The sequence below is a fragment of the Delftia sp. SD018 genome, assembly GCF_017355445.1.
Classification (GTDB): Bacteria; Pseudomonadota; Gammaproteobacteria; order Burkholderiales; family Burkholderiaceae_C; genus Comamonas; species Comamonas acidovorans.
This window is the reverse complement of sequence record NZ_JADDRN010000002.1, coordinates 127185-151794: the sequence shown is the minus strand read 5'-3', so window position 1 is coordinate 151794 and position 24610 is coordinate 127185. Positions and strand designations below refer to the sequence as shown.

General features: G+C 68.3%; 25 protein-coding genes. 11 read left to right on the top strand and 14 right to left on the bottom strand.

The window, feature by feature from the left end; translation table 11 throughout:
• The first annotated feature begins 12 nt into the window (after positions 1-12).
• Complete coding sequence (boxA, locus tag INR38_RS03740; protein WP_207442497.1) at positions 13-1332, top strand: benzoyl-CoA 2,3-epoxidase subunit BoxA; 1320 nt, start codon at positions 13-15, stop codon at positions 1330-1332.
• Here the strand turns inward: boxA and INR38_RS03735 are convergent.
• Together INR38_RS03735 and INR38_RS03730 are read right to left on the bottom strand one after the other, a co-directional pair.
• Positions 1326-2087: an amino acid racemase gene (locus tag INR38_RS03735; RefSeq protein ID WP_160851031.1), complete on the bottom strand. Its 762-nt coding sequence runs from the start codon at positions 2085-2087 to the stop codon at positions 1326-1328. The genes boxA and INR38_RS03735 overlap by 7 nt on opposite strands.
• Before the next feature lie 14 nt (positions 2088-2101).
• Complete coding sequence (locus tag INR38_RS03730; protein ID WP_012202010.1) at positions 2102-2983, bottom strand: amino acid ABC transporter substrate-binding protein; 882 nt, start codon at positions 2981-2983, stop codon at positions 2102-2104.
• A gap of 222 nt (positions 2984-3205) precedes the next feature.
• Between INR38_RS03730 and INR38_RS03725 the strand changes: the two genes are divergently transcribed.
• Entirely contained in the window at positions 3206-4441 is a 1236-nt protein-coding gene (locus INR38_RS03725) for a D-amino acid dehydrogenase (RefSeq protein ID WP_207442546.1), read from the top strand.
• Positions 4442-4460: 19 nt separating this feature from the next.
• On the opposite strand, the gene INR38_RS03720 is transcribed toward INR38_RS03725, so the two are convergent.
• The 4 genes from INR38_RS03720 to INR38_RS03705 all read right to left on the bottom strand — a co-directional run bounded on the left by INR38_RS03720 (position 4461) and on the right by INR38_RS03705 (position 7762).
• The gene (locus INR38_RS03720) at positions 4461-5081 is read right to left on the bottom strand and encodes a hypothetical protein (RefSeq protein WP_207442496.1); all 621 of its coding nucleotides are present in this window, start codon (positions 5079-5081) and stop codon (positions 4461-4463) included.
• A 49-nt stretch (positions 5082-5130) separates the two neighbouring features.
• The gene (locus tag INR38_RS03715; RefSeq protein WP_207442495.1) at positions 5131-5784 is read right to left on the bottom strand and encodes a hypothetical protein; all 654 of its coding nucleotides are present in this window, start codon (positions 5782-5784) and stop codon (positions 5131-5133) included.
• A gap of 446 nt (positions 5785-6230) precedes the next feature.
• Positions 6231-7136: a LysR substrate-binding domain-containing protein gene (locus tag INR38_RS03710; RefSeq protein WP_012202007.1), complete on the bottom strand. Its 906-nt coding sequence runs from the start codon at positions 7134-7136 to the stop codon at positions 6231-6233.
• A gap of 53 nt (positions 7137-7189) precedes the next feature.
• Positions 7190-7762 (bottom strand): cob(I)yrinic acid a,c-diamide adenosyltransferase, encoded by a 573-nt coding sequence (locus tag INR38_RS03705; RefSeq protein ID WP_013799980.1) that lies wholly within the window; start codon positions 7760-7762, stop codon positions 7190-7192.
• Between the two features lie 180 nt (positions 7763-7942).
• Between INR38_RS03705 and INR38_RS03700 the strand changes: the two genes are divergently transcribed.
• Together INR38_RS03700 and INR38_RS03695 are read left to right on the top strand one after the other, a co-directional pair.
• Positions 7943-8296 (top strand): EF-hand domain-containing protein, encoded by a 354-nt coding sequence (locus INR38_RS03700; protein ID WP_043823412.1) that lies wholly within the window; start codon positions 7943-7945, stop codon positions 8294-8296.
• 82 nt (positions 8297-8378) lie between these two features.
• Positions 8379-9803: an FAD-linked oxidase C-terminal domain-containing protein gene (locus tag INR38_RS03695; protein WP_013799978.1), complete on the top strand. Its 1425-nt coding sequence runs from the start codon at positions 8379-8381 to the stop codon at positions 9801-9803.
• Here the strand turns inward: INR38_RS03695 and INR38_RS03690 are convergent.
• The gene (locus INR38_RS03690) at positions 9793-10698 is read right to left on the bottom strand and encodes a LysR family transcriptional regulator (protein ID WP_071953945.1); all 906 of its coding nucleotides are present in this window, start codon (positions 10696-10698) and stop codon (positions 9793-9795) included. The genes INR38_RS03695 and INR38_RS03690 overlap by 11 nt on opposite strands.
• 129 nt (positions 10699-10827) lie before the next feature.
• Between INR38_RS03690 and INR38_RS03685 the strand changes: the two genes are divergently transcribed.
• Together INR38_RS03685 and INR38_RS03680 are read left to right on the top strand one after the other, a co-directional pair.
• A complete protein-coding gene (locus INR38_RS03685; protein ID WP_012202002.1) occupies positions 10828-12036 on the top strand; it encodes a CaiB/BaiF CoA-transferase family protein in 1209 nt (402 codons plus the stop codon).
• 71 nt (positions 12037-12107) lie between these two features.
• The gene (locus tag INR38_RS03680; RefSeq protein ID WP_013799975.1) at positions 12108-13109 is read left to right on the top strand and encodes a tripartite tricarboxylate transporter substrate binding protein; all 1002 of its coding nucleotides are present in this window, start codon (positions 12108-12110) and stop codon (positions 13107-13109) included.
• Positions 13110-13414: 305 nt separating this feature from the next.
• Here the strand turns inward: INR38_RS03680 and INR38_RS03675 are convergent, their stop codons facing one another.
• Both INR38_RS03675 and INR38_RS03670 read right to left on the bottom strand, forming a co-directional pair.
• The gene (locus INR38_RS03675; RefSeq protein ID WP_071953948.1) at positions 13415-14704 is read right to left on the bottom strand and encodes a M20/M25/M40 family metallo-hydrolase; all 1290 of its coding nucleotides are present in this window, start codon (positions 14702-14704) and stop codon (positions 13415-13417) included.
• A 157-nt stretch (positions 14705-14861) separates the two neighbouring features.
• Positions 14862-16136 carry an MFS transporter gene (locus INR38_RS03670; RefSeq protein WP_207442599.1) on the bottom strand — a complete coding sequence of 425 codons (1275 nt, stop codon included), beginning with the start codon at positions 16134-16136 and terminating at the stop codon, positions 14862-14864.
• A 65-nt stretch (positions 16137-16201) separates the two neighbouring features.
• On the opposite strand from INR38_RS03670, the gene INR38_RS03665 reads away from it, so the two are divergent.
• From INR38_RS03665 to INR38_RS03645, 5 genes are all read left to right on the top strand, one after another.
• The gene (locus tag INR38_RS03665; RefSeq protein WP_207442598.1) at positions 16202-17236 is read left to right on the top strand and encodes a helix-turn-helix transcriptional regulator; all 1035 of its coding nucleotides are present in this window, start codon (positions 16202-16204) and stop codon (positions 17234-17236) included.
• A 98-nt stretch (positions 17237-17334) separates the two neighbouring features.
• The gene (locus INR38_RS03660; protein WP_207442597.1) at positions 17335-17910 is read left to right on the top strand and encodes a sigma-70 family RNA polymerase sigma factor; all 576 of its coding nucleotides are present in this window, start codon (positions 17335-17337) and stop codon (positions 17908-17910) included.
• A complete protein-coding gene (locus tag INR38_RS03655; protein ID WP_012201996.1) occupies positions 17907-18494 on the top strand; it encodes a hypothetical protein in 588 nt (195 codons plus the stop codon). The genes INR38_RS03660 and INR38_RS03655 overlap by 4 nt, the downstream gene beginning before the upstream one ends.
• Before the next feature lie 34 nt (positions 18495-18528).
• Entirely contained in the window at positions 18529-19776 is a 1248-nt protein-coding gene (locus tag INR38_RS03650) for a sulfite oxidase (protein ID WP_207442596.1), read from the top strand.
• 96 nt (positions 19777-19872) lie between these two features.
• Entirely contained in the window at positions 19873-20220 is a 348-nt protein-coding gene (locus tag INR38_RS03645; protein ID WP_207442595.1) for a cytochrome c, read from the top strand.
• Positions 20221-20233: 13 nt separating this feature from the next.
• Here the strand turns inward: INR38_RS03645 and INR38_RS03640 are convergent, their stop codons facing one another.
• From INR38_RS03640 to INR38_RS03620, 5 genes are all read right to left on the bottom strand, one after another.
• Complete coding sequence (locus INR38_RS03640) at positions 20234-21058, bottom strand: class I SAM-dependent methyltransferase (protein ID WP_123694837.1); 825 nt, start codon at positions 21056-21058, stop codon at positions 20234-20236.
• 24 nt (positions 21059-21082) lie between these two features.
• Entirely contained in the window at positions 21083-22117 is a 1035-nt protein-coding gene (locus INR38_RS03635; RefSeq protein WP_013799966.1) for a peptidoglycan-binding domain-containing protein, read from the bottom strand.
• 196 nt (positions 22118-22313) lie between these two features.
• Complete coding sequence (locus tag INR38_RS03630) at positions 22314-23249, bottom strand: ParB/RepB/Spo0J family partition protein (RefSeq protein WP_012201991.1); 936 nt, start codon at positions 23247-23249, stop codon at positions 22314-22316.
• Positions 23250-23262: 13 nt separating this feature from the next.
• Positions 23263-23829, bottom strand: coding sequence for an alpha/beta fold hydrolase (locus INR38_RS03625; RefSeq protein WP_207442594.1), 567 nt, complete (start codon positions 23827-23829; stop codon positions 23263-23265).
• Between the two features lie 5 nt (positions 23830-23834).
• Positions 23835-24605 carry an AAA family ATPase gene (locus tag INR38_RS03620; protein ID WP_012201989.1) on the bottom strand — a complete coding sequence of 257 codons (771 nt, stop codon included), beginning with the start codon at positions 24603-24605 and terminating at the stop codon, positions 23835-23837.
• Between the last annotated feature and the right edge of the window lie 5 nt (positions 24606-24610).

The window sequence follows — 24610 nt, the reverse complement described above, 5'->3', positions numbered from 1 at the left end:
AGGGAGTCGCCCATGACAGTCGCCTTGGTAGAACACGGCATCCTCACGCAGCACCTGATCGACCCGGAGATCTGCATCCGCTGCAACACCTGCGAGGCCACCTGCCCCGTGGGCGCCATCACGCACGATGACCGCAACTACGTGGTCCTGGCCGAGCAGTGCAACGGCTGCATGGACTGCGTCTCGCCCTGCCCCACGGGCGCCATCGACAACTGGCGCAAGGTGCCGCTGGCGAGCGCCTATCCCGTGGCCGAGCAGTTGCTCTGGGACGAGCTGCCCGAGGAACTGCCGCCTGAGGCGCTGGTCCAGGCACAGGACGCAGGGGATGCGCCCGCCGCCGAGGACCTGAGCCAGGCCCAGGCCGTGATCGCGGCGGCGGCCACGCGCGGTGCGGATGCGGCCCGGCCCGACGACCAGGCCGATACCCAGGTGTTGCGCAGCGCCAGCTACGGCGCCACCGTGCCGCCCTGGTCGGCCGCCCATCCGTACACCAACCTGCATGGCCCCAGGAGCCCCGTCACGGCCACCGTGGTCGGCAACCTCAACTGCACGGAGGCGGGCTTCGACAGCGAGACCCACCACATCGTGCTGGACTTCGGCAGCCAGCCGTTCCCCGTGCTCGAAGGCCAGTCCATCGCCGTCATCGCGCCCGGCACCGATGCCCAGGGCCGCCCGCATGTGGCGCGCCAGTACTCGGTGGCCAGTGCGCGCAATGGCGAGCGGCCCGGCTACAACAACCTGGCGCTGACCGTGAAACGCGTCACCCAGGACCACCAGGGCCGCCCCGTGCGCGGCGTGGCCAGCAACTACCTGTGCGACGCACGCATCGGCGACAGGGTCCAGGTCATAGGCCCGTTCGGCCAGTCGTTCCTGATGCCCAACCATCCCCGCTCGCACATCGTGATGATCTGCACGGGCACGGGCAGCGCCCCCATGCGCGCCATGACCGAATGGCGCAGGCGGCTGCGCAAGAGCGGCAGGTTCGAAGGCGGCAAGCTCATGCTGTTCTTCGGCGCACGCACGCCGCAGGAGCTGCCCTACTTCGGCCCGCTGCAAAGCCTGCCGCGCGACTTCATCGACAACAACCTGGCCTTCTCGCGCGTGGCCGGCCAGCCCCGGCGCTACGTGCAGGATCTGCTGCGCGAACGTGCGGCCGACCTGGCGGCCCTGCTGCGCGACGACAACGCGCACTTCTACGTCTGCGGGCTCAAGAGCATGGAGGAAGGCGTGGTGCTGGCACTGCGCGACGTGGCGCAGCAATCGGGACTGGACTGGGAACAGATCGGTACACGCCTCAAGCGCGAAGGCCGGCTGCATCTGGAGACTTATTGAATCGCCACAGGCCCATACGCATCGCTGGCCAGGGCCTGGGCCAGGATCCAGGCCGGGTCCACCAGCTCGGCACCGCGCGCCAGCGGCGACTGCGGCAGGGCCAGCGGGATCTCGGTGCAGCCCATGATCACGGGCACATCGCCATGGCGCTGCAGCAGCGGCGCCAGCACCTCGCCGAAGCAGCGCGCGGCCAGGTCCATGTCGCCCTGCTTGACGCCGTCGTAGATGCCCTGCATGAGCCGCGCGCGGCCCTGCGCATCGGGCTGCAGCGCGGTGATGCCGCACTCGGCCAGCGCCGCGTCGTACAGGCCGCTGTCATAGGTGCCCTGCGTGGCCAGCACGATGGCCTGCTGCGCGCCGCCGGCCTGCAGGTGCAGGGCAGCCTGGCGCGCGATGTGCAGCACATGCAGCTGCGGAAACAGCGCCTGCAGCTGCCCATGCCAGGCATGGGCCGTGTTGCAGGCCAGGGCCACGCTGCGCACGCCCAGCGCCGCCATGCGGCCCACGCCCTGCAGCAGGTGCTGGGCCGGCCCCGTGGGCGACTGCGGGTCCGCGCGTAGCGCGGCGCTGCGGTCGGGCATGGGCAGCTGCACCAGCCAGTGCTCGGGATAGGCCTGGTCATGCACGGGCAGGCCCTGCTGCTGCAGGTGCGCCGTGCAGGCCTGCACGAACAGGCGCACGAAATCCGCGCCTGCGGCCGGACCCATGCCCCCGAGAATGCCCACCGCGCGCGGGGGCTGAAGCTGCTGCTGCATGCTGCGATCCGAAATCAAAAAGCGGGTTTGTCGCTGAGGTCCTGCAGGTTCTTCTGCAATTGCTCGCTCATCGGCAGACCCAGGGCCACGTTCCTCGGGGCAATGGGCTGCATGAACCACTTGTCATAAAGCCTGGCGAACGCGCCCGACTTCATCATGTCGCCGATCACGCCATCGACCAGCTGCTTGAACTGGGGGTCGTCCTTGCGCAGCATGCAGGCATAGGGCTCGACCTGCAGCGAGTCGGCCACCACCTCGAAGTCCCCGGGGTTCTTGGCCGTGGGGATCAGGCCGAAGAGCAGGATGTCGTCCATGCCGAAGGCCGCGGCGCGGTCGTTCTCCACCAGCAGAAAGCCGTCCGCATGGTCCTTGGCCATGACGATGTTCATGCCCCAGGCCTTGTCGGCATTGGCCTTGCGCAGCACCTGCAGGTTGGTGGTTCCCGTGGTGATGGCCACGGTCTTGTCCTTGAGGTCGGCGTAGTTTTTGATGCCCGAGCTCTTCTTCACCAGCAGCCGCGTGCCCGTGTAGAAATGGTTGATGGCAAAGGCCACCTCCTTGCCGCGCACCGTGTTGTTGGTGGTCGAGCCGCATTCCAGGTCGATGGTGCCGTTGGCCAGCAGCGGCATGCGGTTCTGCGAGGTCACGGCTTGCCACTGCACCTTGAGATCGGGCCGGTTCACCGCTTTCTTCACGGCCTCGGCCACGGCCTGGGACATCTCCACCGTCATGCCGATGGGCTTGCCGTTGTCCAGGTAGCTGAAGGGCACGGAGGACTCGCGGTAGGCCAGCGTGATGCGGCCGCTGTCGCGCACCTTGGCCAGCGTGTCGGCATGGGCCGCAGCCAGGCCTCCCAGGGCCAGGGCCGCGCACAGCGCGGTGGTGTGAAGTTGCATGCTTGTCTCCTCGTCTTTGGTGGATGTGCGGCCAGTGTAGGAAGGGCGGCGGCCTTTGCGGAATGACAATATCGGGCCGGTCCATGCCCGCCGGTTATGGGCTGTCGCCCTGCCCTGAGCAGCAGCCGCCGGCCATAACCTGCGTGCATGACCCGTGTGCCAAATGCCATGGCCCGGCCTGCCGCGCGCGGCCTACAGTGCGGCTGCATGGAGAAACGATCAATGCATGTCTGCATCGTGGGCGCCGGCATCGTCGGCCTGGCAACGGCCTGGGCGCTGCAGCGGGCCGGCCACCGCATCACCGTGCTGGACCGCGCACCGGGCCCCGCCCAGGGCGCCAGCGGCGGCAATGGCGCGCAGCTGAGCTATTCCTACGTGCAGCCGCTGGCCGATCCCGGCATCTGGAAGATGCTGCCCCGCCTGCTGCTGGAAAAGGATTCGCCGCTGGCCTTCCGCCTGCGTGCCGACCCCGCGCAATGGGCCTGGGGACTGCGCTTTCTGGGCGCCTGCAATGCCCATGCCTCGGCCGAGGGCACGCGCGCCCTGCTGGCCCTGGCTGCCGAAAGCCGCCAGGCCTTCGAGTCGCTCCAGGCCGACGAAGCACTGGCCTGCGACCTGCACACGCCGGGCAAGCTGGTGCTCTACCCCACCCAGCAGGCGCTGGAAGCCGCCGCGCAGCAGGTGGCACTGCAGGCGGGCCTGGGCGGCGCGCCGCAGCGCATCGTCAACGCCGCCGAAGTGGCGCGCATCGAACCCGCGCTCGCCGGCTACGCCCAGCGCATTGCAGGCGCCGTGCACACGCCCAGCGAGGCCGCCGCCGACTGCCGCCTGCTGTGCGAGCAACTGGCCGCCCGGCTCACCGCACGCGGCGCCGAACTGCGCTACGGCGTGGAGCTGCAGGGCTTCGAGCGCGAAGGCGACGCCATCACCGGCCTGCGCACCGCCGCAGGCCCGTTGCCGCTGCGCGCCGACCACTACGTGCTGGCCAGCGGCTGGGAAAGCGCGGTCCACGCGCGCCAGCTGGGCCTGCGCATTCCCGTCTATCCGCTCAAGGGCTACAGCATCACCGCCGATGCAGCCGCGCAGCTGCCGCACGCCGCGCCCCGGGTCAGCGTCACCGACACCGCACGCAAAGTCGTCTTCGCACGCATCGGCGAACGCCTGCGCGTGGCCGGCATGGTGGAGATCGTGGGCCGGGACACGCGCACCGACCCGCGCCGCATCGCCAGCCTGCGCCGCTCCACGCAGGAGGTCTTCGCCGACCTGCCGCTGGACGGCAACCTCCACCCCTGGACCGGCATGCGACCCGCCACACCCACCGGCTTGCCCCTCACCGGCCGCCAGCGCGGCGGGCCGCGCAACCTGTGGCTGCAGACAGGGCACGGCGCGCTGGGGCTGACGCTGGCGTTCGGGTCGGCGCAGAGGCTGGTGGGGCAGATGGAGGCGGACGATCTGTAGAACCCGGTCCCGCAGCCACCTATGTCATGTCGCCGCTCAATCTCCGTACGAGTTGCCAGTCGTCCTTGGACCAGCCATGTCGGGCATCCACCGATATGGCTGCGGCGCCAATCAAGGCAAGCCAACCGCTGGCCTCCACACTTCGCAACGGCTCCCATGCCGGCCGCTGGGCTATTTGCTGCCAATCCGAACCATGGCAACCAGTGCACTTTGTCAGCGTGTCATCAGGCCGCAGTGGTTCGACCGTGACCGTCCCTGCCGGCACTTCGCCCCATTCAGCGATAAGCGTCTCCAGCGAAACCGTTGAAGGCACGCCGCCTCGACCCAAAAACCACTTGAGAAAGCGCTCCCAGAGCGAAACATCGGGCGGCGCATTCCGTGAATCGGTGTCGCGCGCTTTAAGCCAAGCGTCGTGAGACATTATGTTGGCGTAGACCACCAAAATGCATCTGCTGGATCCTGCCTGACAGATGGTCACCGTATCTCCACGCTTCCATTGTCCAATCGACAACGATGAGTTGACCGTCCCCAAGATAAATTTAGCAATATCGGCATCGTTCCAACCGCGCGGATCTTCTTGGGTGTCGGATACGCCACGCCAACTCGCGGCAATGAGCAGTGCGGCAAGCGCGATGATCACCAGTGAGCGCCACGTTTCGGAGAGGCGTGGTGAGATTGATGTTGTCTGACTAGCCACCACAGCATCTCCTCACTAGCTCCTGAGCCATATCAGTCGCACGCTGGCGCCCTTCCGGCGGCACCCGCTGGTCTATGCTCTGAAGCAAATTGGCTTGCAAGGACACATCGCCGCTGGCTTTGGCATTGGCATATAAGTAGGCCCATACCTCGGCCGGCCGCGGCTCTCCCCATGTGGGGTTGTATCGGATGGAGGCCATCATGATCAGCGCATCGACATAGCCTCGGTCGATCAGGGCATTGAGGTAGGCCAGGGTGGTGCGCCGGAATTCGTCGAGGCGCTCTGGGTCCTTCATCACATGCTCCAGATCACGGGTCCAGTAGGCCCCCCCGTAATTCATCATGCTCTGGGGATCGCCCTGGGCCGCTAGCAGGGCGGTCCATTCATCTGCCCTGGCATATGCGTCCTCGGGAAGCTCACCGCAGCCGGGCCGCGCCTTGGCCCCTTCCTCACGCAGCAGCGTCTGGGCCATCGCATGTCCTTCAGGATCGGAAGCCGGGGAAGCCCACTGCGCCATGCGCCCGTAGAGGGACACCATCCAGCAACGCTCCAATGCCTTGTGGAGTTTGGCGACTTCGCCGGCCTGGTCCAGCGTGACCTCGCTGCGGGCAAGCCGGTTGTACAGAATCTCCGCCGATGCATCCACGACAACGGCAGGAAACGCCTTGGCTCTAGGTGCCGTGGGGGGCGCCACCGGCACGGGCGCCGGTACGGAAGCGATCGCCGGTGGAGCGGGAGTTTCAGGTGCTGGCGCAGCAGGCCCGGAAGCTTGCGCAGGTGGCTTGGTTGCACTCACCTGTGCATGCCTGACCTCAGGCGCTGGTTCGGCAAAAAAGATGAGCGCCAGCCCGCCGGCAAAGGCAAGAGCAGCGCATGCCCAGGCAACGACCTGCCAGCGCGGACGCAAAGCTCCTGAATTTCTCATGACCCTCCTTCATGACGATGCAGTTGTCAGATCCCGGGTAATGATTGTGAATAATTCTCATTAACAAATCAATCGATCATGAGAATTCAGTTGAATTTGACAATCGATCGTGCCAATGACCACGGCGCATCAGCCGCAGTCCAGCAGGCATGCTTGTATGAACGGCCTCAACCAGCCAGCAACTCGCGCAAGGCCTTGCGCATTTCCTCGGTCATTGCCCGCGCCAGCACCGACCCCGGCCGCTGGGGCAGGCTGAGTGCATTGACGCCCACCGTGATGCGCGGCAGCAGGGGGACGACATGGACCTTGCGGCGGTCGGCGGCCAGGGCGGTGCAGCCGTCCATGATGGCGGCGCCCAGGCCGTACTCGGCCATGGACAGGGCCGCGTGGTAGGTCTGCACGGTGACCACGGGCGACAGGCCCACGCCGTGCTCGCGGCAGGCCTGGCCCAGGCGCATGCCCAGCGGGTCGCGCGCATCGAGAGCGACCACGGGCAGCTCGGCCAGGTCCTTGAGCTCCATGCCCTCTTCGCGCACGCGCGAAGGCGGCAGCAGGCCCTTGGGCAGCACGCAGAACATGTCCACCTCGGCCAGCAGTTCATGCTCCAGCGCGGGCTGGCCCACGGAGCTGATGACGAAGCCCACGTCGGCCTCCTGCAGCAGCAGGGCCGAGACCACCTGGGGCGTGTGCAGCGCCTGCACATGGACCTGCACCTGGGGGTGGCGGCGCCGAAATCCGGCCACGGCGCGCGGCAGTACCTCGCGGCTGAGCGCGAAGACGGTGAGCACGGTGAGCCGGTCCGCGGCCTGGCCATGGCGCAGGTTGTCGGCCAGGCGCTGGACCTCGTCGAGCTGCTCGAACAGCTTCTCGATGTGGGGGAACAGCGCCAGCGCCTCATTGGTGGGCGTGAGCCGGCCGCGTGCGCGCTGGAACAGCGCAAAGCCCAGCTGCAACTCCGCGTGCTGCAGGGTGCGGCTGACGGCCGGCTGGGTGATGTTGATCAGCCGTGCGGCAGCGCTGACGCTGCCGGTCTGCATGACGGCATTGAAAACCTCGATGTGGCGCAGGCGCATGGGCCGTCCTAAATGCGGAATTGGCGCGGGATTCGCGCAGGTTCAGCGCGGGTTCACTCTTCGGCGGACTGCGCGCGGGCCATCCGCTCGCTCTTCCAGTAGACGTCGTCGCCGCCATCCATGCGGTTGAGCACGCGCGCCAGCACGAACAGCAGGTCCGACAGGCGGTTCAGGTATTGGCGCGGCGCGGGCCGCATGGCCTCGCCCTGCTCCAGCGCCACCACCATGCGCTCGGCGCGGCGTGCCACCGTGCGGCAGACATGGGCCTGGGCCGCGGCGCGGCTGCCGGCCGGCAGGATGAATTCCTGCAGCCGGGGCAGCTGCGCGTTGTAGTGGGCCAGCGCTTCATCAAGCTGCAGCAGGGCGTCGTCCTTGAGCAGTTCATAGCCGGGAATGGACAGCTCGCCACCGAGGTTGAACAGCTGGTGCTGCACATCGACCAGCAGCTCGCGCACGTCGTCGGGCAGGGCCTCGCACAGCAGCAGGCCGATGTGGGAATTGAGCTCGTCCACATCGCCCATGGCGTGCGGGCGGCCGCTGTTCTTGGAGACGCGCGTGTTGTCGCCCAGGCCCGTGCTGCCGTCGTCTCCGGTGCGCGTGGCGATCTGTGTCAAACGGTTGCCCATGGGGGTTCTCCTTGGCGGTGCGGGGTGAAAAGCAGGACCCGTGACGGTCCATCGCCTGATTGTGCGTTACAGGCGGCACGCAAATGTTGTAGCAGGCAACAGCCGGCAAAAGTGCTGGCCCTGCTGCGCTGCAACAGGTGGAATGCAGTCATGTTCCACGTTCGACAAGGAGTTCGACACATGACCTCTCAACTGCGCAAAGTCTCTGGTTTTGAAATCCGCAGCGTGATGTTGTTCGCGGCCATTTCGCTGGGCAGCGTCACTGCCATGGCGCAGACACAGGCACCTGCCGCGCCCCCGCCTCCCGCCGCCCAGATGGGACCTGCCGCTGGCGTGCAAAGTGCCCCCGCCCCCGCTGGCACCAACGATGTCCAGGCCGCATTCGACCGCGCCGACACCAACCGGGACGGCAAGCTCAGCAAGAAGGAGGCCGAGGCCCTGCCCGCCGTGAGCAGCAATTTCGCCCAGATCGATGCCGACAAGAACGGATCGCTGTCGCGCGATGAATTCAGCAAGGCTGTCCAGCCGCGCTGACACCCGGATGCCTGGCGGCTGACCCACACGGTTGGGCGGCAGGGCCGGTGGTATTCTTTCCAGTTCCCCCTGGAGAACACCGATGAACGCCCCTGTCGCCCCCGTCCGCCTGCAGCCTGACTTCGCTCAGCGCCCCATCCCCGAAGCCTTCCTCCAAGCCCTGGCCCAGCGTTTCGGCGCCCAGTGCTCCACGGCTTTGGCGGTGCGCGAACAGCACGGCCGCGACGAGGGCGCCATCCAGGCGCCCCCGCCTGCGGCCGTGGTCTTTGCCGAAAGCACGCAGGACGTGCAGGACGCGCTGAAGCTGGCCGACCAGCATGCCGTGCCGGTCATCCCCTACGGCGCAGGCTCCTCGCTCGAAGGCCATCTGCTGGCCGTCGAGGGCGGCATCAGCCTGGACCTGAGCCGCATGAACCGCATTCTTTCGGTCAACACCGAGGACCTGACGGTCACCGTGCAGCCCGGCATCACGCGCAAGCAGCTCAACGATGCCATCAAGGACACGGGCTTCTTCTTCCCCATCGATCCCGGCGCAGATGCCTCCATCGGCGGCATGACCGCCACGCGCGCCAGCGGCACCAATGCCGTGCGCTACGGCACCATGCGCGAGAACGTGCTGGCGTTGGAACTGGTCACGGCCAGCGGCGAGCTGATGCGCACCGGCACGCGCGCCAAGAAAAGCAGCGCGGGCTACGACCTCACGCGCCTGATCGTGGGCAGCGAAGGCACGCTGGGCGTGGTCACCGAGATCACGGTGCGCCTGTACCCGCTGCCCGAGGCCGTGAGCGCGGCCATCTGCTCCTTCCCCAGTATCGAGGCCGCCGTGCGCACGGTGATCCAGACCATCCAGATGGGCGTGCCTATTGCCCGCGTGGAGCTGGTGGATGTGAACTCGGTGCGCATGGTCAATGCCTACAGCAAGCTCACGCTGCGCGAGGAGCCCATGCTGCTGATGGAGTTCCACGGCTCGCCCACGGGCGTGAAGGAGCAGGCCGAGATGGTGCAGGACATTGCGGGCGAGTTCGGCGGCAATGCCTTCGAATGGGCCGAGCGTCCCGAAGACCGCACGCGATTGTTCACGGCCCGCCACAACGCCTATTTCGCGGCTGTCTCCAGCCGCCCCGGCTGCCGCTGCATCACCACCGATGCCTGCGTGCCCATCAGCCGCCTGGCCGATGCGCTGCTGGACTCGGTGCGTGAGGCCGATGACAGCGGCATTCCCTACTTCCTCGTCGGCCACGTGGGCGACGGCAACTTCCACTTCGGCTACCTGATCGACCCGGACAACGAGGACGAGCGCTCGCGCGCCGAGCAGCTCAACCACCAGCTGGTGTCGCGCTCCATTGCGCTGGGCGGCACCTGCACGGGCGAGCATGGCGTGGGCATCCACAAGATGGATTTCCTGCGCGAGGAAGCTGGCGACGGCGCGGTGCAGATGATGCGCTCCATCAAGCAGGCGCTGGACCCGAAGAACATCCTGAACCCCGGCAAGATCTTCAGCCTCTGAGTCCCTCCGCCGCGGCCTTCTCGCGCAGGAAGTCGATCAGCGTGGTGATGGCCCGCGTCTGGTAGTGGGACGGCATGTACAGCAGGTACTGGCGCGTGGCCAGAAAGTCCAGGCTGCCCGGCGGCAGCGGCAGGCGCTCAAGCGCGCCGCTGGCCAGTTCGGCCGCCACCATGTAGCGCGGCACCACGGCCACGCCCAGGCCCTGCAGCACGGCATCGCGCAGGAAGTGGAAGTTGGGCGACATCAGGCGCGGGCGTATGCGCAGCTCGGTGGGTCGGGCGCCGTTCATGCCCGCCGTGCGCAGCTTCTGGCCCGTGAGCGCCGAGGTGATCAGCGGCACGCGCTTGAGCGCCAGCAGCGAGTCGGGATGGCCATGCTGCGCCAGGAACTGCGGCGTGGCGCAGGCCTCGTAGAGCACATCGCCGAGCTTGCAGGCCACCAGGCTTTCAGGCGGCTCGGTCATCACGCGCACGGCGAAGTCCACGGCGCCCTGCATCAGGTCCTCGATGTCGTTGTCGAAGATCACCTCCAGCGTGATGCCCGGATGCATGCGCATGAACTCCGTCAGCCAGCCCGACATCTGCAGCTGGCCGTAGCCGCTGGGCACGCTCAGCCGCACGGTGCCCTGCAGGCTCTGGCCCAGGCTGTCCACCGACTCGTCCGCCGCCATGGCTTCCTGGCGTATCGCGCGGCCATGGGCATACAGGCGCAGGCCCAGCTCGGTGGGCTCGACCTGGCGCGTGGTGCGGCGCAGCAGCTGCTGGCCGATCTGGCGCTCGAACTGGTTGAGCCGGTGGCTGACGTTGGCACGGCTCATGCCCAGGCGCACGGCGGCGCGGCTCAGGTTGCCGGCTTCGATGATGTCCACCAGCAGGGACAGTCCGCCCAGATCCATTGTCAAACCTCAGTACACACAATGTCCATTTTTTAGCACGATTGTCAAAGTCCATAAACGAATGAAGAATGCGGGCCTGCCCGGGCATCACCGGCCCGTTGCGGTTTTCGTGGTTCGACAAGGTTTCGCATGAGTGCTCTCCCCTCTTCCCTGCCGCTGGACGGCGTGCGCGTCCTGGATCTTTCGCGCGTGCTGGCCGGCCCCATGTGCGCCATGGCGCTGGCCGACCTGGGCGCCGATGTCGTCAAAGTCGAGCACCCGGGCCGCGGCGACGACACGCGCGACTGGGGCGTGCGCGTGGGCCAGCGCAACACCTCCTACTTCAACAGCGCCAACCGCAACAAGCGCTCGGTCACGCTGGACCTGCAGGCCGAAGAGGGCCTGCGCATCGCACGCGAGCTGGCGGCCGACAGCGATGTGGTCATCCAGAACTTCAAGGTCGGCGGCGCCGAGAAGCTGGGCCTGGGCTACGAGCAGCTGTCACAGCTGAACCCGCGCCTGGTGTACTGCTCCATCTCGGGCTACTCGCGCAGCGGCCCCGAGGCCACGCGGCCCGGCTACGACCTGGTGGTGCAGGGCGAGTCCGGCATCATGGCCATGAACGGCGAGCAGGGCCAGGGGCCGCTGAAGTTCGGCGTGGCCGCCGTGGACATGTTCACGGGCATGTACTCGGCCCAGGCCATCCTGGCCGCGCTCTACGAGCGCGAGCGCAGCGGGCGCGGCCGCCATGTGCAGATGGCCCTGTACGACTGCGGCCTGATGATCACCAGCTACTACGGCATGGAGGCCTTGCTCAAGGCCGGCGACCCGCCCAAGTTCGGCAACGCCCATCCGTCCATCGTGCCCTACGGCGTGTTCGAGGCGGCCGACGGCCCGCTGGTCATCACCGTGGGCAACAACGGCCAGTTCCAGCGCTTTTGCACCGACGTCATCGCCAAGCCCGAGTGGGCCGCCGACGAACGCTTTGCCACCAATACCGCACGCTCGGCAAACCGCGAGCTGCTGATGCCGCTGGTGCAGGCCGAGCTGCTGCGCTTCACGCGCGCCCAACTGCTCGAATGCCTGACGGCCGCGCAGATTCCCTGCGGCGAGGTGCTGGGCCTGTTCGAGGCCCTGAACTCGCAGCGCACGGCCGACGCCGGCCTGCTGCACCGCTTCGAGGACAGCGAGGCCGGCAGCCAGTCCGTGCTGGCCCCGCCCTATGCGCTGGACGGCCAGCGCCTGCCCGTGCGCCGCCCGCCGCCGCACCAGGGCGAACACACCGACGAGGTGCTGCAGCAGCGCCTGGGCCTGGACGAACAGGCCCGCGCCGCACTGCGCGCCAAAAACATCATCTGAGAGCGCGCAGACGTTCCCACCCAGACCGCTCCACGGCTCTCATTTCCACCCCTTCCCGCTTGAGGAGACATATGACTTCCACCCCCTTCCAGGCCTCGCGCCGCCAGATCCTTTCCGCCGCCTGCGCCACCGCCATCGCCACGCTGGCCCCCGCCGCCCGGGCCCAGAGCCAGTGGCCCGACAAGCTGATCAAGCTGACCGTGGCCTTCCCGCCCGGCGGCCCCACCGACACGGCCGCGCGCATCGTCGCCCAGCGCCTGACCGAGCGCCTGGGCCAGACCATCGTCATCGACAACCGCCCCGGCGCCTCGGGCTCGGTGGGCACGGCGGCCTTCATCAAGTCGCAGCCCGACGGCTACTCGCTGTCCATGTTCGGCATGCCCGCGCTGCTGGCGCCCATGCTGTTCAACAACAACCTGTACGACGTGCGCAAGGACTTCCTGCCCGTGGCCACGGTCTATGACCTGCCCATGGCCATCGTCATCAACCCGCGCGAGCTGCCGGACGTGACCAACCTGCAGCAGCTGATCGAGCACGCCAAGAAGGCCAAGCCGGCGCTGAACTACACCAGCTCGGGCACGGGCAGCTTCGGCCACCTGTCCATGGAGCAGCTCAAGGACCTGGGCGGCTTCGACATGCAGCACGTGCCGTACCGCGGCAGCGCGCCGGCCGTGACCGACCTGATCGGCGGCCAGATCGCCGTGATGTTCGCCGACGTGGTCGCGGCCCTGCCCCACATCCAGGCCGGCAAGCTGCGCGCCATTGCCGTCAGCTCGCAAAAGGCCAAGCAGCTGCTGCCCAATGTGAAGTCGGTGGCCGAGCAGGGCTTCCCCGGCTTCGACGCCGACACCTGGGGCGGCCTGATCGCCCCGCTGAACACGCCGCCCGCCGTGGTCCAGCGCCTGAACCAGGAGCTCAAGCTCATCCTGGCCGAGCCCGAGCTGCAAAAGAAGATGCTGGCCGCAGGCGCCATCGCCACCTACCAGGACGGCGCGGCCATGAAGGCGCGCCTGAACGCCGACTTCACGCGCTGGAGCAAGATCGCGAAAGACAAGAACATCTCTTCGCAGTAAAGAACACAGAGCGCCCCACGATGCGCCTTCAGGGCATGCCGCAAGGCATGCCCTTTTTTGCGTCCGCAAATGCTCGGCGCCTGCTGTTCACTCCCGTATGGCCGCGCCCGCAGCGAAGCGCAGGGGTCGCGGACATCCGGGTCGCCTTCTTTGACCTGCCCTTTCCTGGCGAATCAAGAAAGGGCTGTCGGCTGCCGGGCCGAAACCCGGCCTCGAAAAACAACCATCCGGCAGGGTCAGAAAAGGCGACTCAAGCCACCGTCTGGCTTTGGCTTAACGCAGGAGTGCAGCCTGATAGCCGACGCTTACTTGGAAAGATCCATGATCATGCGCGTGGCCAGGTACAGGCGGGGCACGATGGTGTTCAGCTGCACATACTCCGCATCATTGGAGTGCGCACCGTAGCCGCTCAGGCCAAAGCCCTCGATGACCGCACCCTTGGCCTTGAGCGCCGCAAACGCCGCGTCGGTGCCGCCGCCCGTGGCCTTTTCCATCACGCTCATCTTCAGGCCCAGCTCATCGCTGTAGATGGTCTGCGCCTGTTTGGCCAGGCTGCGCGAGGCCTCGTTGGCCTCCAGCGGCGGGCGGCGCACTTCGAACTTGAGCTGCACCTTGCTGGCGTCCAGCAGCTTGTGGCCCACCTTGGCCTGCATGGCCTGCTCCAGCGCCGTGAAGTCGGCCACGCGCAGCGCGCGGGCGTCGGCCTGGGCCGTGGCCTCGGCGGGAATGACGTTGCGGTTGGTGCCGGCCTTGGCCACGGTCCAGTTGAGCTTGAGGCCGGTCTCGGGCTTGGACAGGTCCTTCATCTGCAGCAGCTGGTGCGACAGCTCGTACAGCGCGTTCACGCCGTCCTCGGGCTTGGCGCCCGCGTGCGAGGCCTTGCCCTCGACCTTGAGGTAGGCCGCGCCGATGCCGCTGGTGGCCAGGCGCACGCCGCCGTCGGTGCCGCCGCCTTCGAACGAGAAGACCGCATCCTGCTCGGCGCCCATGCGCGTGATGGTGCTGCGCGCGCCGGGCGAGCTGATTTCCTCGTCGCTGTTCATCAGCACGGTCAGCGTGCCGTAGTTGTCGAAGCCCAGCTGGCGCAGCATGGCCACGGTGTGCAGGATCAGGGCCACGCCCTGCTTGTCGTCGGCAATGCCCAGGCCGTAGGCGCGCTCGCCGTCGATGCGAAACGGCTGGTCCTTGAGCATGCCGCGCAGGTAGACCGTATCCATGTGGGCGATCAGCATGATGCGGCTGCTGCCCTTGCCCTTGAACTCGGCATGCACCATGGGACCGATCTTCTCGGGCGTGTCACCCAGCCGGTAGACGTCGGTGGGCTGCAGGATCTCGACCTTGCCGCCCTGCTCGCGCAGCTTGCCGGCCACGTAGTTGGCGATCTGCTCCACGCCCTCCATGTCCTTGCTGCCCGACTCGATGTGCACCAGGTCGCGCAGCGTGTCCAGCAAGGGCTGCTGGTGCTTTTGCGCCAGCGCCTGGATATCGGCCTTGGGCGCAGCCAGGGCACTGCCGGACAGGCCGGCCATGGCAAGGGCCAGCGCCAGCGGGGCGCTGCGGAACATGAGGGAAAGCGGTGCGAAGGCGGAACGCATGGACAGGTCTCCTATGTTGAAAAAGTTGTGCCTGCACGATAGCAGGCGCCGCGCACGGCGCACGCAATTGCCGTGCCTGTTTTGCCCATCTCCCCGCCCAAAGCAAAGGCCCCGCAAGCCTTGGCCTGCGGGGCCTTGTGGGGAGCGAGACCCGGGATCAGCCCGCGCTCAGCGCCATGCCACCCTTCTTGCTCACGCCATCGCCCACGACCACGGCCGACACCACGCTCAGCACCAGGGCAATGGCCGATCCGTAGAACACGCCGTGGCTCATGCCGTGGTCCAGCATGTAGCCGAACACCGGCGCCGCCAGGCAAAAGCCCAGGTCCAGGCCCGAATACACCGTGCCGTAGACGCGACCCGTGGCGCCGGGCGGGGCGGCGCGCTTGATCAGCATGTCGCGCGAGGGGCCGGCCAGGCCCGTGCCCAGGCCCGCGATGGAGGCCACGGCCACGGCCGCCATGGCCGGCAGCCAGCCCGTGCCGACCAGGAACAGCGCAACGCCCGAGCCCAGCATGCAGATGGAGATCACCTTCTCCAGCCGCTGCACGCGGCCCACGAGGAAGCCGCCGGCCAGCATGCCTGCCGCGCCGCAGAGCATGTAGCCCGTGACGATGAGCGCCGTCACGCTCAGCGGCAGTCCGTACATGGACTGCATGGCGGGGCTGGCAAAGCTCTGGATGGCGCTGAGCGCGCAGGTGCTCCAGAAGAAGAACGAGAAGCACAGCCAGACCGAGGGCAGCTTCAGGAAGGCCATGGGATGCTCCTGCGGCACGGCGGCCGCAGCGGCGCGCGCCGCGGGGGCCTGGGCATCGGCCGCACGGTCGTCCAGCACCTCGCGGTTGAGCACCATGATGGTGAGGATGACGGCGGCCAGGGCCGCGCCGCACAGGCAGGCCAGGCGCCACGAGCCCGTGGCCGTGGTGATGCCCGCCATGAACAGCGGCGCCAGCGCCCAGCCGATATTGCCCGACAGGCCGTGCACCGAGAACGCATGGCCGATGCGCTTGGCCGACACGCGCTTGTTGAGGATGGTGAAGTCCACCGGGTGGAAGGGCGCATTGCCCAGGCCCGCGAAGAAGGCCGCCAGCAGCAGCATTCCATAGCCCTGTGCCAGGCTGGCGACCACGCCCGCCACGGTGAAGCTGCCCAGCGCCGCAAACAGAATGGGGCGCGCGCCGAAGCGGTCCACGGCAAAGCCGGCCATGGCCTGTCCCACGCCGGAGACCACGAAGAACAGCGACACCATCACGCTGAGTTCGGCATAGCTGTAGCCGAACTCGGCGATCAGCCAGGGGAACAGCGGCGGCAGCAGCAGGTGGAAGAAATGCGAGGAACCATGCGCCAGGCCGATCAGGCCGATGGTACGCACATCGCTGCGCAGCGGGTCCGGAGCCACGGCGTCCGGCATGGAAGAAGAAGAGGCGGTCATGGGCCGCATCTTAGGCAGCAGCGTTTCGTCTTGTATGCGATAGTCTGCCAACTTCTGTCGCAAACATGCCAAAGCCTGTCTCCACGCCCGGCACCACTGCCCACACCCTTGCCGACACCCTTGCCGACACTTCTGCCGACACCCTGCCCAGCGCCTGTCCCGCAGCCGCACTGCGGTCGGTGCGCAGGGCCCGGCCGATGGAGCCGGTGGAGGCCTTGCATCCGCACCTGTTCGTGCCCACGCCCCAGCGCCCCGTGCGCGCCAAGCAGCACCGCCTGTCGGCACGCACGCGCGTCATACCGCACAGCCACAGCTGGGCACAGATCGCCATCTCGCTGGACGGCGTGCTGCACCTGTCGGCCCCCCAGGGCACGCTGATCGCACCGCCGTCCAAGGCCGTGTGGATTCCGCCCGGCCTGGTCCACGCCGTGGCCATGGTCGAGGAAGCCGATCTCGTCTCCATCTACGTGCTGCAGGACGATCCGGCCCAGGGCCCCGTACTGCCGGACCTCCCGTCCTGCGGCGTGGCCTGCAACCCGCAGGACTGGGCACGCTGCCGCGTGCTGGAGGTTTCGCCGCTGATGCGCGAGCTGATCACGGCCCTGCCCAAGCAAAGCGATGACCAGCCCGCACCCGACGCCGCCACGCTGCAGCGCGAGCACCACCTGAGCGCCCTGCTGCTGGAAGAACTGCGTCGGGCCAGCGAAGTCCACCTTGGCGTGAACATGCCCCAGGACAAGCGGCTGCGCATGCTCTGCGAGGCCGTGGTGGCCGACCCCACCCAGCACGAGAGCCTGGCCGACTGGGCGGCAGACACCGGCGCCAGCCCGCGCACCGTGGCCCGGCTGTTCCAGCAGCAGCTGGGCTGCAGCTTCACCACCTGGCGCCAGCAAGTCGTGCTGGCCCATGGCCTGAGCCTGGCCGCGCGCGGCCTGCCCATACAGCAGATCGCGGCCGAGCTGGGCTACAGCCCCAGCGCCTTCAGCGCCATGGTGCACCGCACGGTGGGCATGCCTCCGGCACGGTTCTTCGGGCAGCAGGCCGGCTCCGCTGCCCACAGGGTCGGAACAGGCGCTGTATCGCGGCCGACCAGGGAATGACAGGGAGCCATCGCCTCTTCGCGATAGCTGATCCGATATAGGGTTTGCCGATGGGCAGGCCATGGAATGCGGCGGCGCCCTGCGTGCTCTTATGCCGCATGATCTCCACCGCCGAGTCGCGCTACAACCAGTGGGTGCGCGAGCACTACCGATTCCTGCTGCGCAGCGCCTGGGCGCTGACCGGCTCGCGCGCGCTGGCCGAGGACGTGGTGCAGGACTGCTTCACCAGCGCCTGGCGCTTTCGCCACCAACTGCGCGAGGCCGCAATGGCGCGGGCCTGGCTGTTCCAGATCATGCGCCGCCATGCCTTCCGGCACCTTGCGCCATCGGCCCATCTGGTCAGCGATGACGAGGCGCTGGACCAGCATCCCTCCCCCGCCCCCTCGCCTTCGGCGCTGGACGACCGGCTCGACGTGGTCAAGGCGCTGTCGCGCATCGCGCCCATCCACCGCGAAGTGCTGGTGCTCTACTACTTCGACGACATGCCCACGGCCCAGATGGCCGAGGCCCTGGACATTGCGCCGGGCACGGTGCTGTCGCGCCTGTCACGCGCCCGCGATGCGCTGAAGGCGGCGCTGGAGCAGGCGGCCCCGGCGCCTGCTCCAGAGACTGCCAGCGTGATTCCGCTGCGCCCCACCCCACTGCGCGCCACCCGATACCAAGGCTTGAAATGACTGCCCCGGACACGACCGACGAATCGGCCTTCGACCTGCGCGCACGCGCCGAACTGGCCCTGGCCTTCGACCCCGGACCGCACGGCGAGCCGCCCGCCCATCTGCTGCGCCACACGCCCTGGCATGCGCGCAGCGGCGTGCGCCGGCTGATCGCCGCGTTGCTGGTGGGCAGCTCGGCCGCCACGGCCGTGTTCGCCATGCGCCCGCCCGAGCTGGTGCGCGCCGCCATCGAGCATGAGTACTACGAGCGCACGCTGCGCGGCAGCTTCATGCCCGAGGCCGAGGTCGCGCGCCGCATGGACCTGCCGGCCGGCGAGAAGCTGCCCGGCTACACCCAGCTGATGCGGCCCTGCGACATCGACGGCACGCGCGCCTACCACCTGACCACCTTCTTCGAGAAGGGCGGCATCGTCACCGTGCTGGCCTTCGACCAGCCCCAGCGCCTGGCCGATGGCCAGGGCTGGTGGGCCAACATGCACTGGCAGGTCGTTCGCTCGCGCGAGGGCCGGCCGCTGGTGCTGGTGGCCCAGAAGAAACAGGCCCTGGCCGTGGCCAGCAAGGCCCTGGGCACCCCTGCCCCATGAGATGCCCCATGACAACCACCACGAGGAGACACCCATGAACCACTTGCCGACATCCCCCACCTCCCCCGCGCGCCGCAGCCTGCTGGCCGGCAGCGCCAGCGCACTGGCCGCCGCAGGCCTGGCCGGCCTGCACCAGGGCGCACTGGCCCAAGCCCAAGCCCAGGCACCCGCAGCTGCGGCAGCACCGGCGGCCAAGCCCCTGCCCGGCTACGCGGGCTGGAAGAAGGCCGATGCCCTCATCGTCCACAGCTCCACCACCATAGAGACGCGGCGCGGCGCCTTCGGCACCAGCGTGATCACGCCCAGCGACCAGCTCTATGTGCGCAACAACCTGCCCACGCCGCCCGAATCCATCGTGGCCGACCGCGATGCCTGGCAGCTGCAGGTGGAGGGCGTGCGCCAGCCCCGCAGCCTCAGCGTGCGCGAGCTCAAGTCCCTGGGCCTGGAGACCGTGGCCATGGTGCTGCAGTGCTCGGGCAATGGCCGGGCCTTCTTTCCCAGCAAGCCCAGCGGCACGGCCTGGACCGTGGGTGCGGCCGGCTGCGTGGTCTGGAGCGGCGTGCCCGTGCGCGAGGTGGTCAAGGCCCTGGGCGGTGTGTCAGACGGCGGTCTCTACATGACCGGCACGGGCGGCGAGGTGCTGCCTGCGGGGCTGGACCCCAAGAGCGTCATCGTCGAGCGCTCGGTGCCGCTGGCGGCCCTGGAAGACGCGCTGCTGGCCTGGGAGATGAACGGCGAGCCCATCCCGCTGGCCCACGGCGGGCCGCTGCGCCTGATCGTGCCCGGCTACACGGGCGTGAACAACATCAAGTACATCAAGCAGCTGGCCTTCACGCCGCGCGAGAGCGAGGCCCACATCATGTCCCACGGCTACCGCATCTCGCCACCCGGCAGCAAGGGCGACCCGAGCCAGCCCTCGGTGCAGGAGATGAGCGTCAAGTCCTGGATCAACTCGCCCCTGCCCGAGGACGGCGGGCAGGCCGCCGGCCTGGTGCAGATCCACGGCGTGGCCTTTGGCGGCATGGATGCCGTCAAGGGCGTGGAAGTGTCCACGGACGGCGGCAAGAGCTGGCAGGCCGCGCGCCTGGTCGGCCCCGACCTGGGCAAGTACGCCTGGCGCCAGTTCGTGCTGCAGGCGCGCCTGCCCAAGGGCACGCATGTGCTGGCCAGCCGCGCCACCGACGCGCGCGGCCGGGTCCAGCCCGAGACGCGCGGTGAAAACCAGAGTGGCTACAACAACACCAGCTGGGCCGACCACGCCGTGACCGTCACCGTGGCCTGAGCACGGCCCGCGCGCTCATCCCGCCACCTCTTCTCTTCACTCCCGTCACTTCCCGCACACGGCGCCAGACCGTGGCGGGCCCGTACCCCCATTGCCATGTTCACGATGAAACACCTGATCCACACCGCCCTGCTGGGCAGCACTTTGCTCGGCAGCGCCCTGCTGTCCGCCCCCGCCTTGGCCGATGAAGCGGCCCAGATGGCCCTGGGCAAGAAGCTGTTCTCCACGGCCACGCCCGCCTGCGCGCTGTGCCACACGCTCAAGGACGCGGGTGCCGAGGGCGCCATCGGCCCCGTGCTCGACGAGCTCAAGCCCGACCCCGCGCGCGTGGCGCGCGCACTGCGCGACGGCATAGGCGCCATGCCCTCGTTCAAGGCCACGCTCAGCGAGGCCGATATCGCCGCGCTGTCGCTCTACGTGAGCAAGGCCAGCGCGAAGAAGTAGGCGGCACGGCCCCTCACCGCCGTTCCTGCAGTTCCCGCAGGGCCTTTTCGTAGGGCGTTTCCTCGGGCTCGGGAACATGCACCACGGCCTCGCCGGCACCGCCCAGCGGCATGCGGTAGACCCAGAGGCTGTGCCGGCCCGGGCCCTGGCGCTGCCAGGAGGGCTCCACGCCGGGCAGCGCAAAGTCCAGGCTGACCAGCCAGGCGCCCTCAGGCAGCTCCGTGGCGGCCTTGACGGCCGCACGGCCCATGCTTTCGGGGCGCTGGAACAGGTAGACCATCTGGTAGCCGCTCCAGTCGGCCAGCCAGATATCGGCGCGGCGCACGCGGGCCCAGGGGCAGCGCAGCGCGCACAGCCAGCGCAGCGGCCAGCTCCACTCCATGCCGTTGAGCCGCGCCTGCGGGTACTGGCCGCGCAGCGCGCGCAGGCCGTCACCCAGGCCGCAACCGGCATCGAGCACGGCGGCGCCGTCCGGCAGCGGCGCAGCATCGGCCAGGCCTTGCAGCGCATCGGTCGGCGTGGGAAACAGCGGCGCATCGCGCCAGGCGTTGAGCGGGTAGACCAGGGTCAGCAGACCCAGCGCCGCCAGCCACAGCCAGGGGCTGATGGCGGCCAGGCCGCCCGGCCCCCACAGCATCAGGCAGGACAGCGGAAATCCCGCCGCCACGGCCAGGCGCCGCCACCAGGGCGTGGCCAGCAGGCTGGCGAGCACGCCCAAAAAACAGGCCGCCAGCCAGGCGGCCAGCGGCCCTAGAGTCGATTGCAGCGCGGCGTAGACAAGCCAGGCGCCCGCCCAGGCAAGAAGGGCCGGGGCCGGCCAGGGAAGGCGCCGCATCATGCGCGCCCTCCGGCCGGGAGCCGCTTATTGCTGTTGCAGGGCTTGCGAGGTGGCACGGTCGAGGCGGCCGGTCTGCGGCAGGCTCTGGTCGCGCTGGAACTCGCGCAGGGCGTTCTGGGTGTTCTTGCCCATGGAGCCGTCAGGCGTGCCTGCGGTGTAGCCCAGGGCATTGAGCTTTTGCTGTGCGGCGCGCAGCGACATGCCGGCGGCATTGGCGCCCGGAGCCGATGTCTGCGACGGTGCGGCACCGCCGTCCACGCCCAGGCGTCCACCGCCGCCCAGGCCCTGGCCCTTGACGGTCTGCGCCTTGTAGTTGCGCAGCGAGCGCACCATCTGGTTGTAGGCGTCCATGAAGGCGGCGGCGATCACCTTGCCTTCGGCCGTGCGTGTGTAGCCGCCCAGCGAGGCGCCGGCGGAGCCGCCGAACAGCGCGCCCATGCCGCCCCAGTCGGTCTTGGAGGACGAGCCTTCGGAAGCCGACACCTGCACGCCCGAGCGGTTGTCCACCAGGGCCAGCATGACCGAGGCCTCGCGCGTCTTGGTGGCTGCAGCCAGCGCGCCGAAGATGCCGCCTGCGCGGCCGCCGATGGCGCCGCCCATGCCGCCGGCATCGCTCTGGTTGAAGATCACTTCGGGGGACAGGCCGTAGTCGGAGGCCACCATCTGGCCCTTGCCCAGGTTGCTGCCGCCGCGCATTTCGCCCGAGTCCATCAGCGCGCGTTCACGCGCCATGGCGCCCATGCCGGCCGCGCCGCGTTCCACGACGATGAAGCAGTTGGACTGCTGGATCATCAGGCGCAGCAGCTGCGAGGTGGGCGGCAGGCGGTACTGCTGGGTGAGGATGGTGTACCAGCCCGCGGTCTGGTTCTCGACCAGGGAGATGGTGCCCAGCGAGGAGTCGCAGCGCTCCAGCTCGGTGTTGGCGTTCTCGGCGCTGGCACCGCCTGCGGCGCCCGTGGCCACGGTCTTGGCTTCCGGCGAGCCCATGCGCATGTCGGTGGTCACGCAGCCGGTCAGCGCCACGGCAGCGATGGCAGTCAGGGCAAGATACTTCTTCACGTTGTAATCCTCTTGGTCTGGTCTAGGTGAATCAGCGCCAGGGCAATGGGCGTCCACGCACTGGCAGCGTCGCCAGTCAGCGATTACACACAATTACCCCGCATAACAGCGCGCAAATATACCGGGATTCACCCTTGCGAAAAAGCGCTGCATTGCTGGAGAACGACAGATCACAGACGGTTACAAGCTGTTGTCATCACTCGGATGCATCGCCGCGCAAACGTTCGATCAGCCCGTTGAGCGCATCGAGCGAGCCGAACTGGATCGCCACTTCGCCCATTTCCTGCAGCTTGCCGCCACGGCGCACGGACTTCTTGATGCGCACTTCGACATCGGCCATGAGCAAGTCGGACAGCTCTTCTTCCACGCGCTTGATATCGCGCGACTTACCGTCCTTCTTGGACTTCTGGCGCACCAGGCTGAAGTCGGCGCCGATCTTCTTGACCAGGGCCTCGGCCTCGCGCACCGACAGCTTCTTGGCCGCGATCTGGTTGCCGGCCGTGATCTGGGCCGCGCGGTCCAGCGACAGCAGGGCGCGCGCATGGCCCATGTCGATGTCGCCGGCCATGAGCATGGTCTGCACCGGGTCCGCCAGGTTGAGCAGGCGCAGGATGTTGGTGGCCGCGCTGCGCGAGCGTCCCACGGCCTGGGCCGCCTGCTCGTGCGTGAGGCCGAACTCCTTGACCAGGCGCGACAGGCCCTGGGCCTCTTCCAGCGGGTTGAGGTCCTCGCGCTGGATGTTCTCGATCAGCGCCATGGCGGCGGCAGCCTCGTCGGGCACCTCGCGCACCAGCACCGGCACCTCGGCCAGGCCGGCGATGCGGGCCGCACGGAAGCGCCGCTCGCCCGCGATGATTTCGTACTTGCCGGCGTGGTCGCCCTTGGCCAGGCGGCGCACCAGGATGGGCTGCATGATGCCCTGGGCCTTGATGCTTTCGGCCAGCTCGTAGAGCGCGCCCTCGTCCATGTGGGTGCGCGGCTGGTACTGGCCGGGCACCATGACGTCGAGCTGCAGGATGCTGGGCAGGCCGGTCTCGGCCACCGGGCCGCCGCCCTCTTCCTTGTCGTGGACCTTGGGTCCGAGCAGGGCTTCCAGCCCGCGTCCCAGTCCCTTGGGTTTCTTGGTCACCATGGTGTTGTCCTTGTCAAAGCGATGCCAGCAGCGCGTGTCCGCTGTCCCAGTCGCCCAGCCCGCTGGCCGTGTTGAGATGGCCCGAAGGCCCTGCGTCGACGAAGCGTGCGCCCCAGGCATCGGCCATGGCTTGCACGCGCTGGGCGCTGCAGTAAATGTCGTTGTCGCTGCCGACCACGATGGAGGCAAACGGCAGGCGCTGCATCATCACGGGAGACCAGCCGGGCAGTTGCTCGCGCAGCTGGGGCTGCTCGGTATCGCCGGGGGCCACCAGCAGCGCGCCGCGCACCTTGCGGGCGGCCAGCGGAGAATGCGCCGCCCACCAGGCCACAAGGATGCAGCCCAGGCTGTGCGCCACCAGCACCACGGGGCGCGGCGCGTCGAGCACCGTCTCCTGCAGCCTGGCGCTCCAGTCGCCGCGCAGCGGGCGGTCCCAGTCGTTTTGCTCCAGGCGGCGGTAGCCGTGGCGCTGCTCCCAGCGGCTTTGCCAGTGGTCGGCGTCCGAGTTCTGCCAGCCGGGCAGCAGCCAGACGTCCTCGGCAGCAACGCCCTGCCCCGGCGTTTCATGTGGCACCTGCATGGCTCTCACATCTTCTTGATGCGGCGCACCATCTCGTGCGCGAAATCGATGAAAGCCTTGCTGCCCTTGGCGCCCGGGTCGAAGACCACGCCCGGCACGCCATAGCTGGGCGCCTCGGCCAGGCGCACGTTGCGCGGGATGACGGTGTCGAACACCTTGTCGCCGAAGTGCTCCTTGAGCTGGTCGCTGACCTGCTGCTGCAGCGTGGTGCGCGGATCGAACATCACGCGCAGCAGGCCGATGATCTGCAGGTCGGGGTTCATGTTGGCGTGCACCTGCTTGATCGTGTTGACCAGGTCGGTCAGGCCTTCGAGCGCGAAGTACTCGCACTGCATGGGCACGACCACGCCATGGGCCGCGCACAGGCCGTTCAAGGTGAGCATGGACAGGCTGGGCGGGCAGTCCACCAGCACGAAGTCGTAGTCGGCATCGACCGCCTTGAGGGCGCCCTTCAGGCGATCGTTGCGGCGCTCCAGGGTGACCAGCTCGATCTCGGCGCCGCTGAGTTCGCGGTTGGCGCCCAGCACGTCGTAGCCCACGGCCTCGGAACGCACGGCGGCTTCCTTGACGCTGGCGTTCTCCAGCAGCACGTCATAGACCGACAGCTCCAGCGCACGCTTGTCCACGCCCGAGCCCATGGTGGCATTGCCCTGCGGGTCCAGGTCGATCATCAGCACGCGCTGGCCGACCTTGGCCAGGCCCGCTGCAAGGTTGACGGCGGTGGTGGTCTTGCCGACCCCGCCCTTTTGATTGGCGACACAGAAGATTTTGGCCATGGTAT

Excerpts from the sequence above, each read along its gene's own strand:
- boxA (WP_207442497.1), top strand. The coding sequence starts at position 13 with ATGACAGTCGCCTTGGTAGAACACGGCATCCTCACGCAGCACCTGATC.
- INR38_RS03735 (WP_160851031.1), bottom strand. The coding sequence starts at position 2,087 with ATGCAGCAGCAGCTTCAGCCCCCGCGCGCGGTGGGCATTCTCGGGGGC.
- INR38_RS03730 (WP_012202010.1), bottom strand. The coding sequence starts at position 2,983 with ATGCAACTTCACACCACCGCGCTGTGCGCGGCCCTGGCCCTGGGAGGC.
- INR38_RS03725 (WP_207442546.1), top strand. The coding sequence starts at position 3,206 with ATGCATGTCTGCATCGTGGGCGCCGGCATCGTCGGCCTGGCAACGGCC.
- INR38_RS03710 (WP_012202007.1), bottom strand. The coding sequence starts at position 7,136 with ATGCGCCTGCGCCACATCGAGGTTTTCAATGCCGTCATGCAGACCGGC.
- INR38_RS03705 (WP_013799980.1), bottom strand. The coding sequence starts at position 7,762 with ATGGGCAACCGTTTGACACAGATCGCCACGCGCACCGGAGACGACGGC.
- INR38_RS03700 (WP_043823412.1), top strand. The coding sequence starts at position 7,943 with ATGACCTCTCAACTGCGCAAAGTCTCTGGTTTTGAAATCCGCAGCGTG.
- INR38_RS03695 (WP_013799978.1), top strand. The coding sequence starts at position 8,379 with ATGAACGCCCCTGTCGCCCCCGTCCGCCTGCAGCCTGACTTCGCTCAG.
- INR38_RS03690 (WP_071953945.1), bottom strand. The coding sequence starts at position 10,698 with ATGGATCTGGGCGGACTGTCCCTGCTGGTGGACATCATCGAAGCCGGC.
- INR38_RS03685 (WP_012202002.1), top strand. The coding sequence starts at position 10,828 with ATGAGTGCTCTCCCCTCTTCCCTGCCGCTGGACGGCGTGCGCGTCCTG.
- INR38_RS03680 (WP_013799975.1), top strand. The coding sequence starts at position 12,108 with ATGACTTCCACCCCCTTCCAGGCCTCGCGCCGCCAGATCCTTTCCGCC.
- INR38_RS03675 (WP_071953948.1), bottom strand. The coding sequence starts at position 14,704 with ATGCGTTCCGCCTTCGCACCGCTTTCCCTCATGTTCCGCAGCGCCCCG.
- INR38_RS03670 (WP_207442599.1), bottom strand. The coding sequence starts at position 16,136 with ATGACCGCCTCTTCTTCTTCCATGCCGGACGCCGTGGCTCCGGACCCG.
- INR38_RS03665 (WP_207442598.1), top strand. The coding sequence starts at position 16,202 with ATGCCAAAGCCTGTCTCCACGCCCGGCACCACTGCCCACACCCTTGCC.
- INR38_RS03660 (WP_207442597.1), top strand. The coding sequence starts at position 17,335 with ATGATCTCCACCGCCGAGTCGCGCTACAACCAGTGGGTGCGCGAGCAC.
- INR38_RS03655 (WP_012201996.1), top strand. The coding sequence starts at position 17,907 with ATGACTGCCCCGGACACGACCGACGAATCGGCCTTCGACCTGCGCGCA.
- INR38_RS03650 (WP_207442596.1), top strand. The coding sequence starts at position 18,529 with ATGAACCACTTGCCGACATCCCCCACCTCCCCCGCGCGCCGCAGCCTG.
- INR38_RS03645 (WP_207442595.1), top strand. The coding sequence starts at position 19,873 with ATGTTCACGATGAAACACCTGATCCACACCGCCCTGCTGGGCAGCACT.
- INR38_RS03640 (WP_123694837.1), bottom strand. The coding sequence starts at position 21,058 with ATGATGCGGCGCCTTCCCTGGCCGGCCCCGGCCCTTCTTGCCTGGGCG.
- INR38_RS03630 (WP_012201991.1), bottom strand. The coding sequence starts at position 23,249 with ATGGTGACCAAGAAACCCAAGGGACTGGGACGCGGGCTGGAAGCCCTG.
- INR38_RS03625 (WP_207442594.1), bottom strand. The coding sequence starts at position 23,829 with ATGCAGGTGCCACATGAAACGCCGGGGCAGGGCGTTGCTGCCGAGGAC.
- INR38_RS03620 (WP_012201989.1), bottom strand. The coding sequence starts at position 24,605 with ATGGCCAAAATCTTCTGTGTCGCCAATCAAAAGGGCGGGGTCGGCAAG.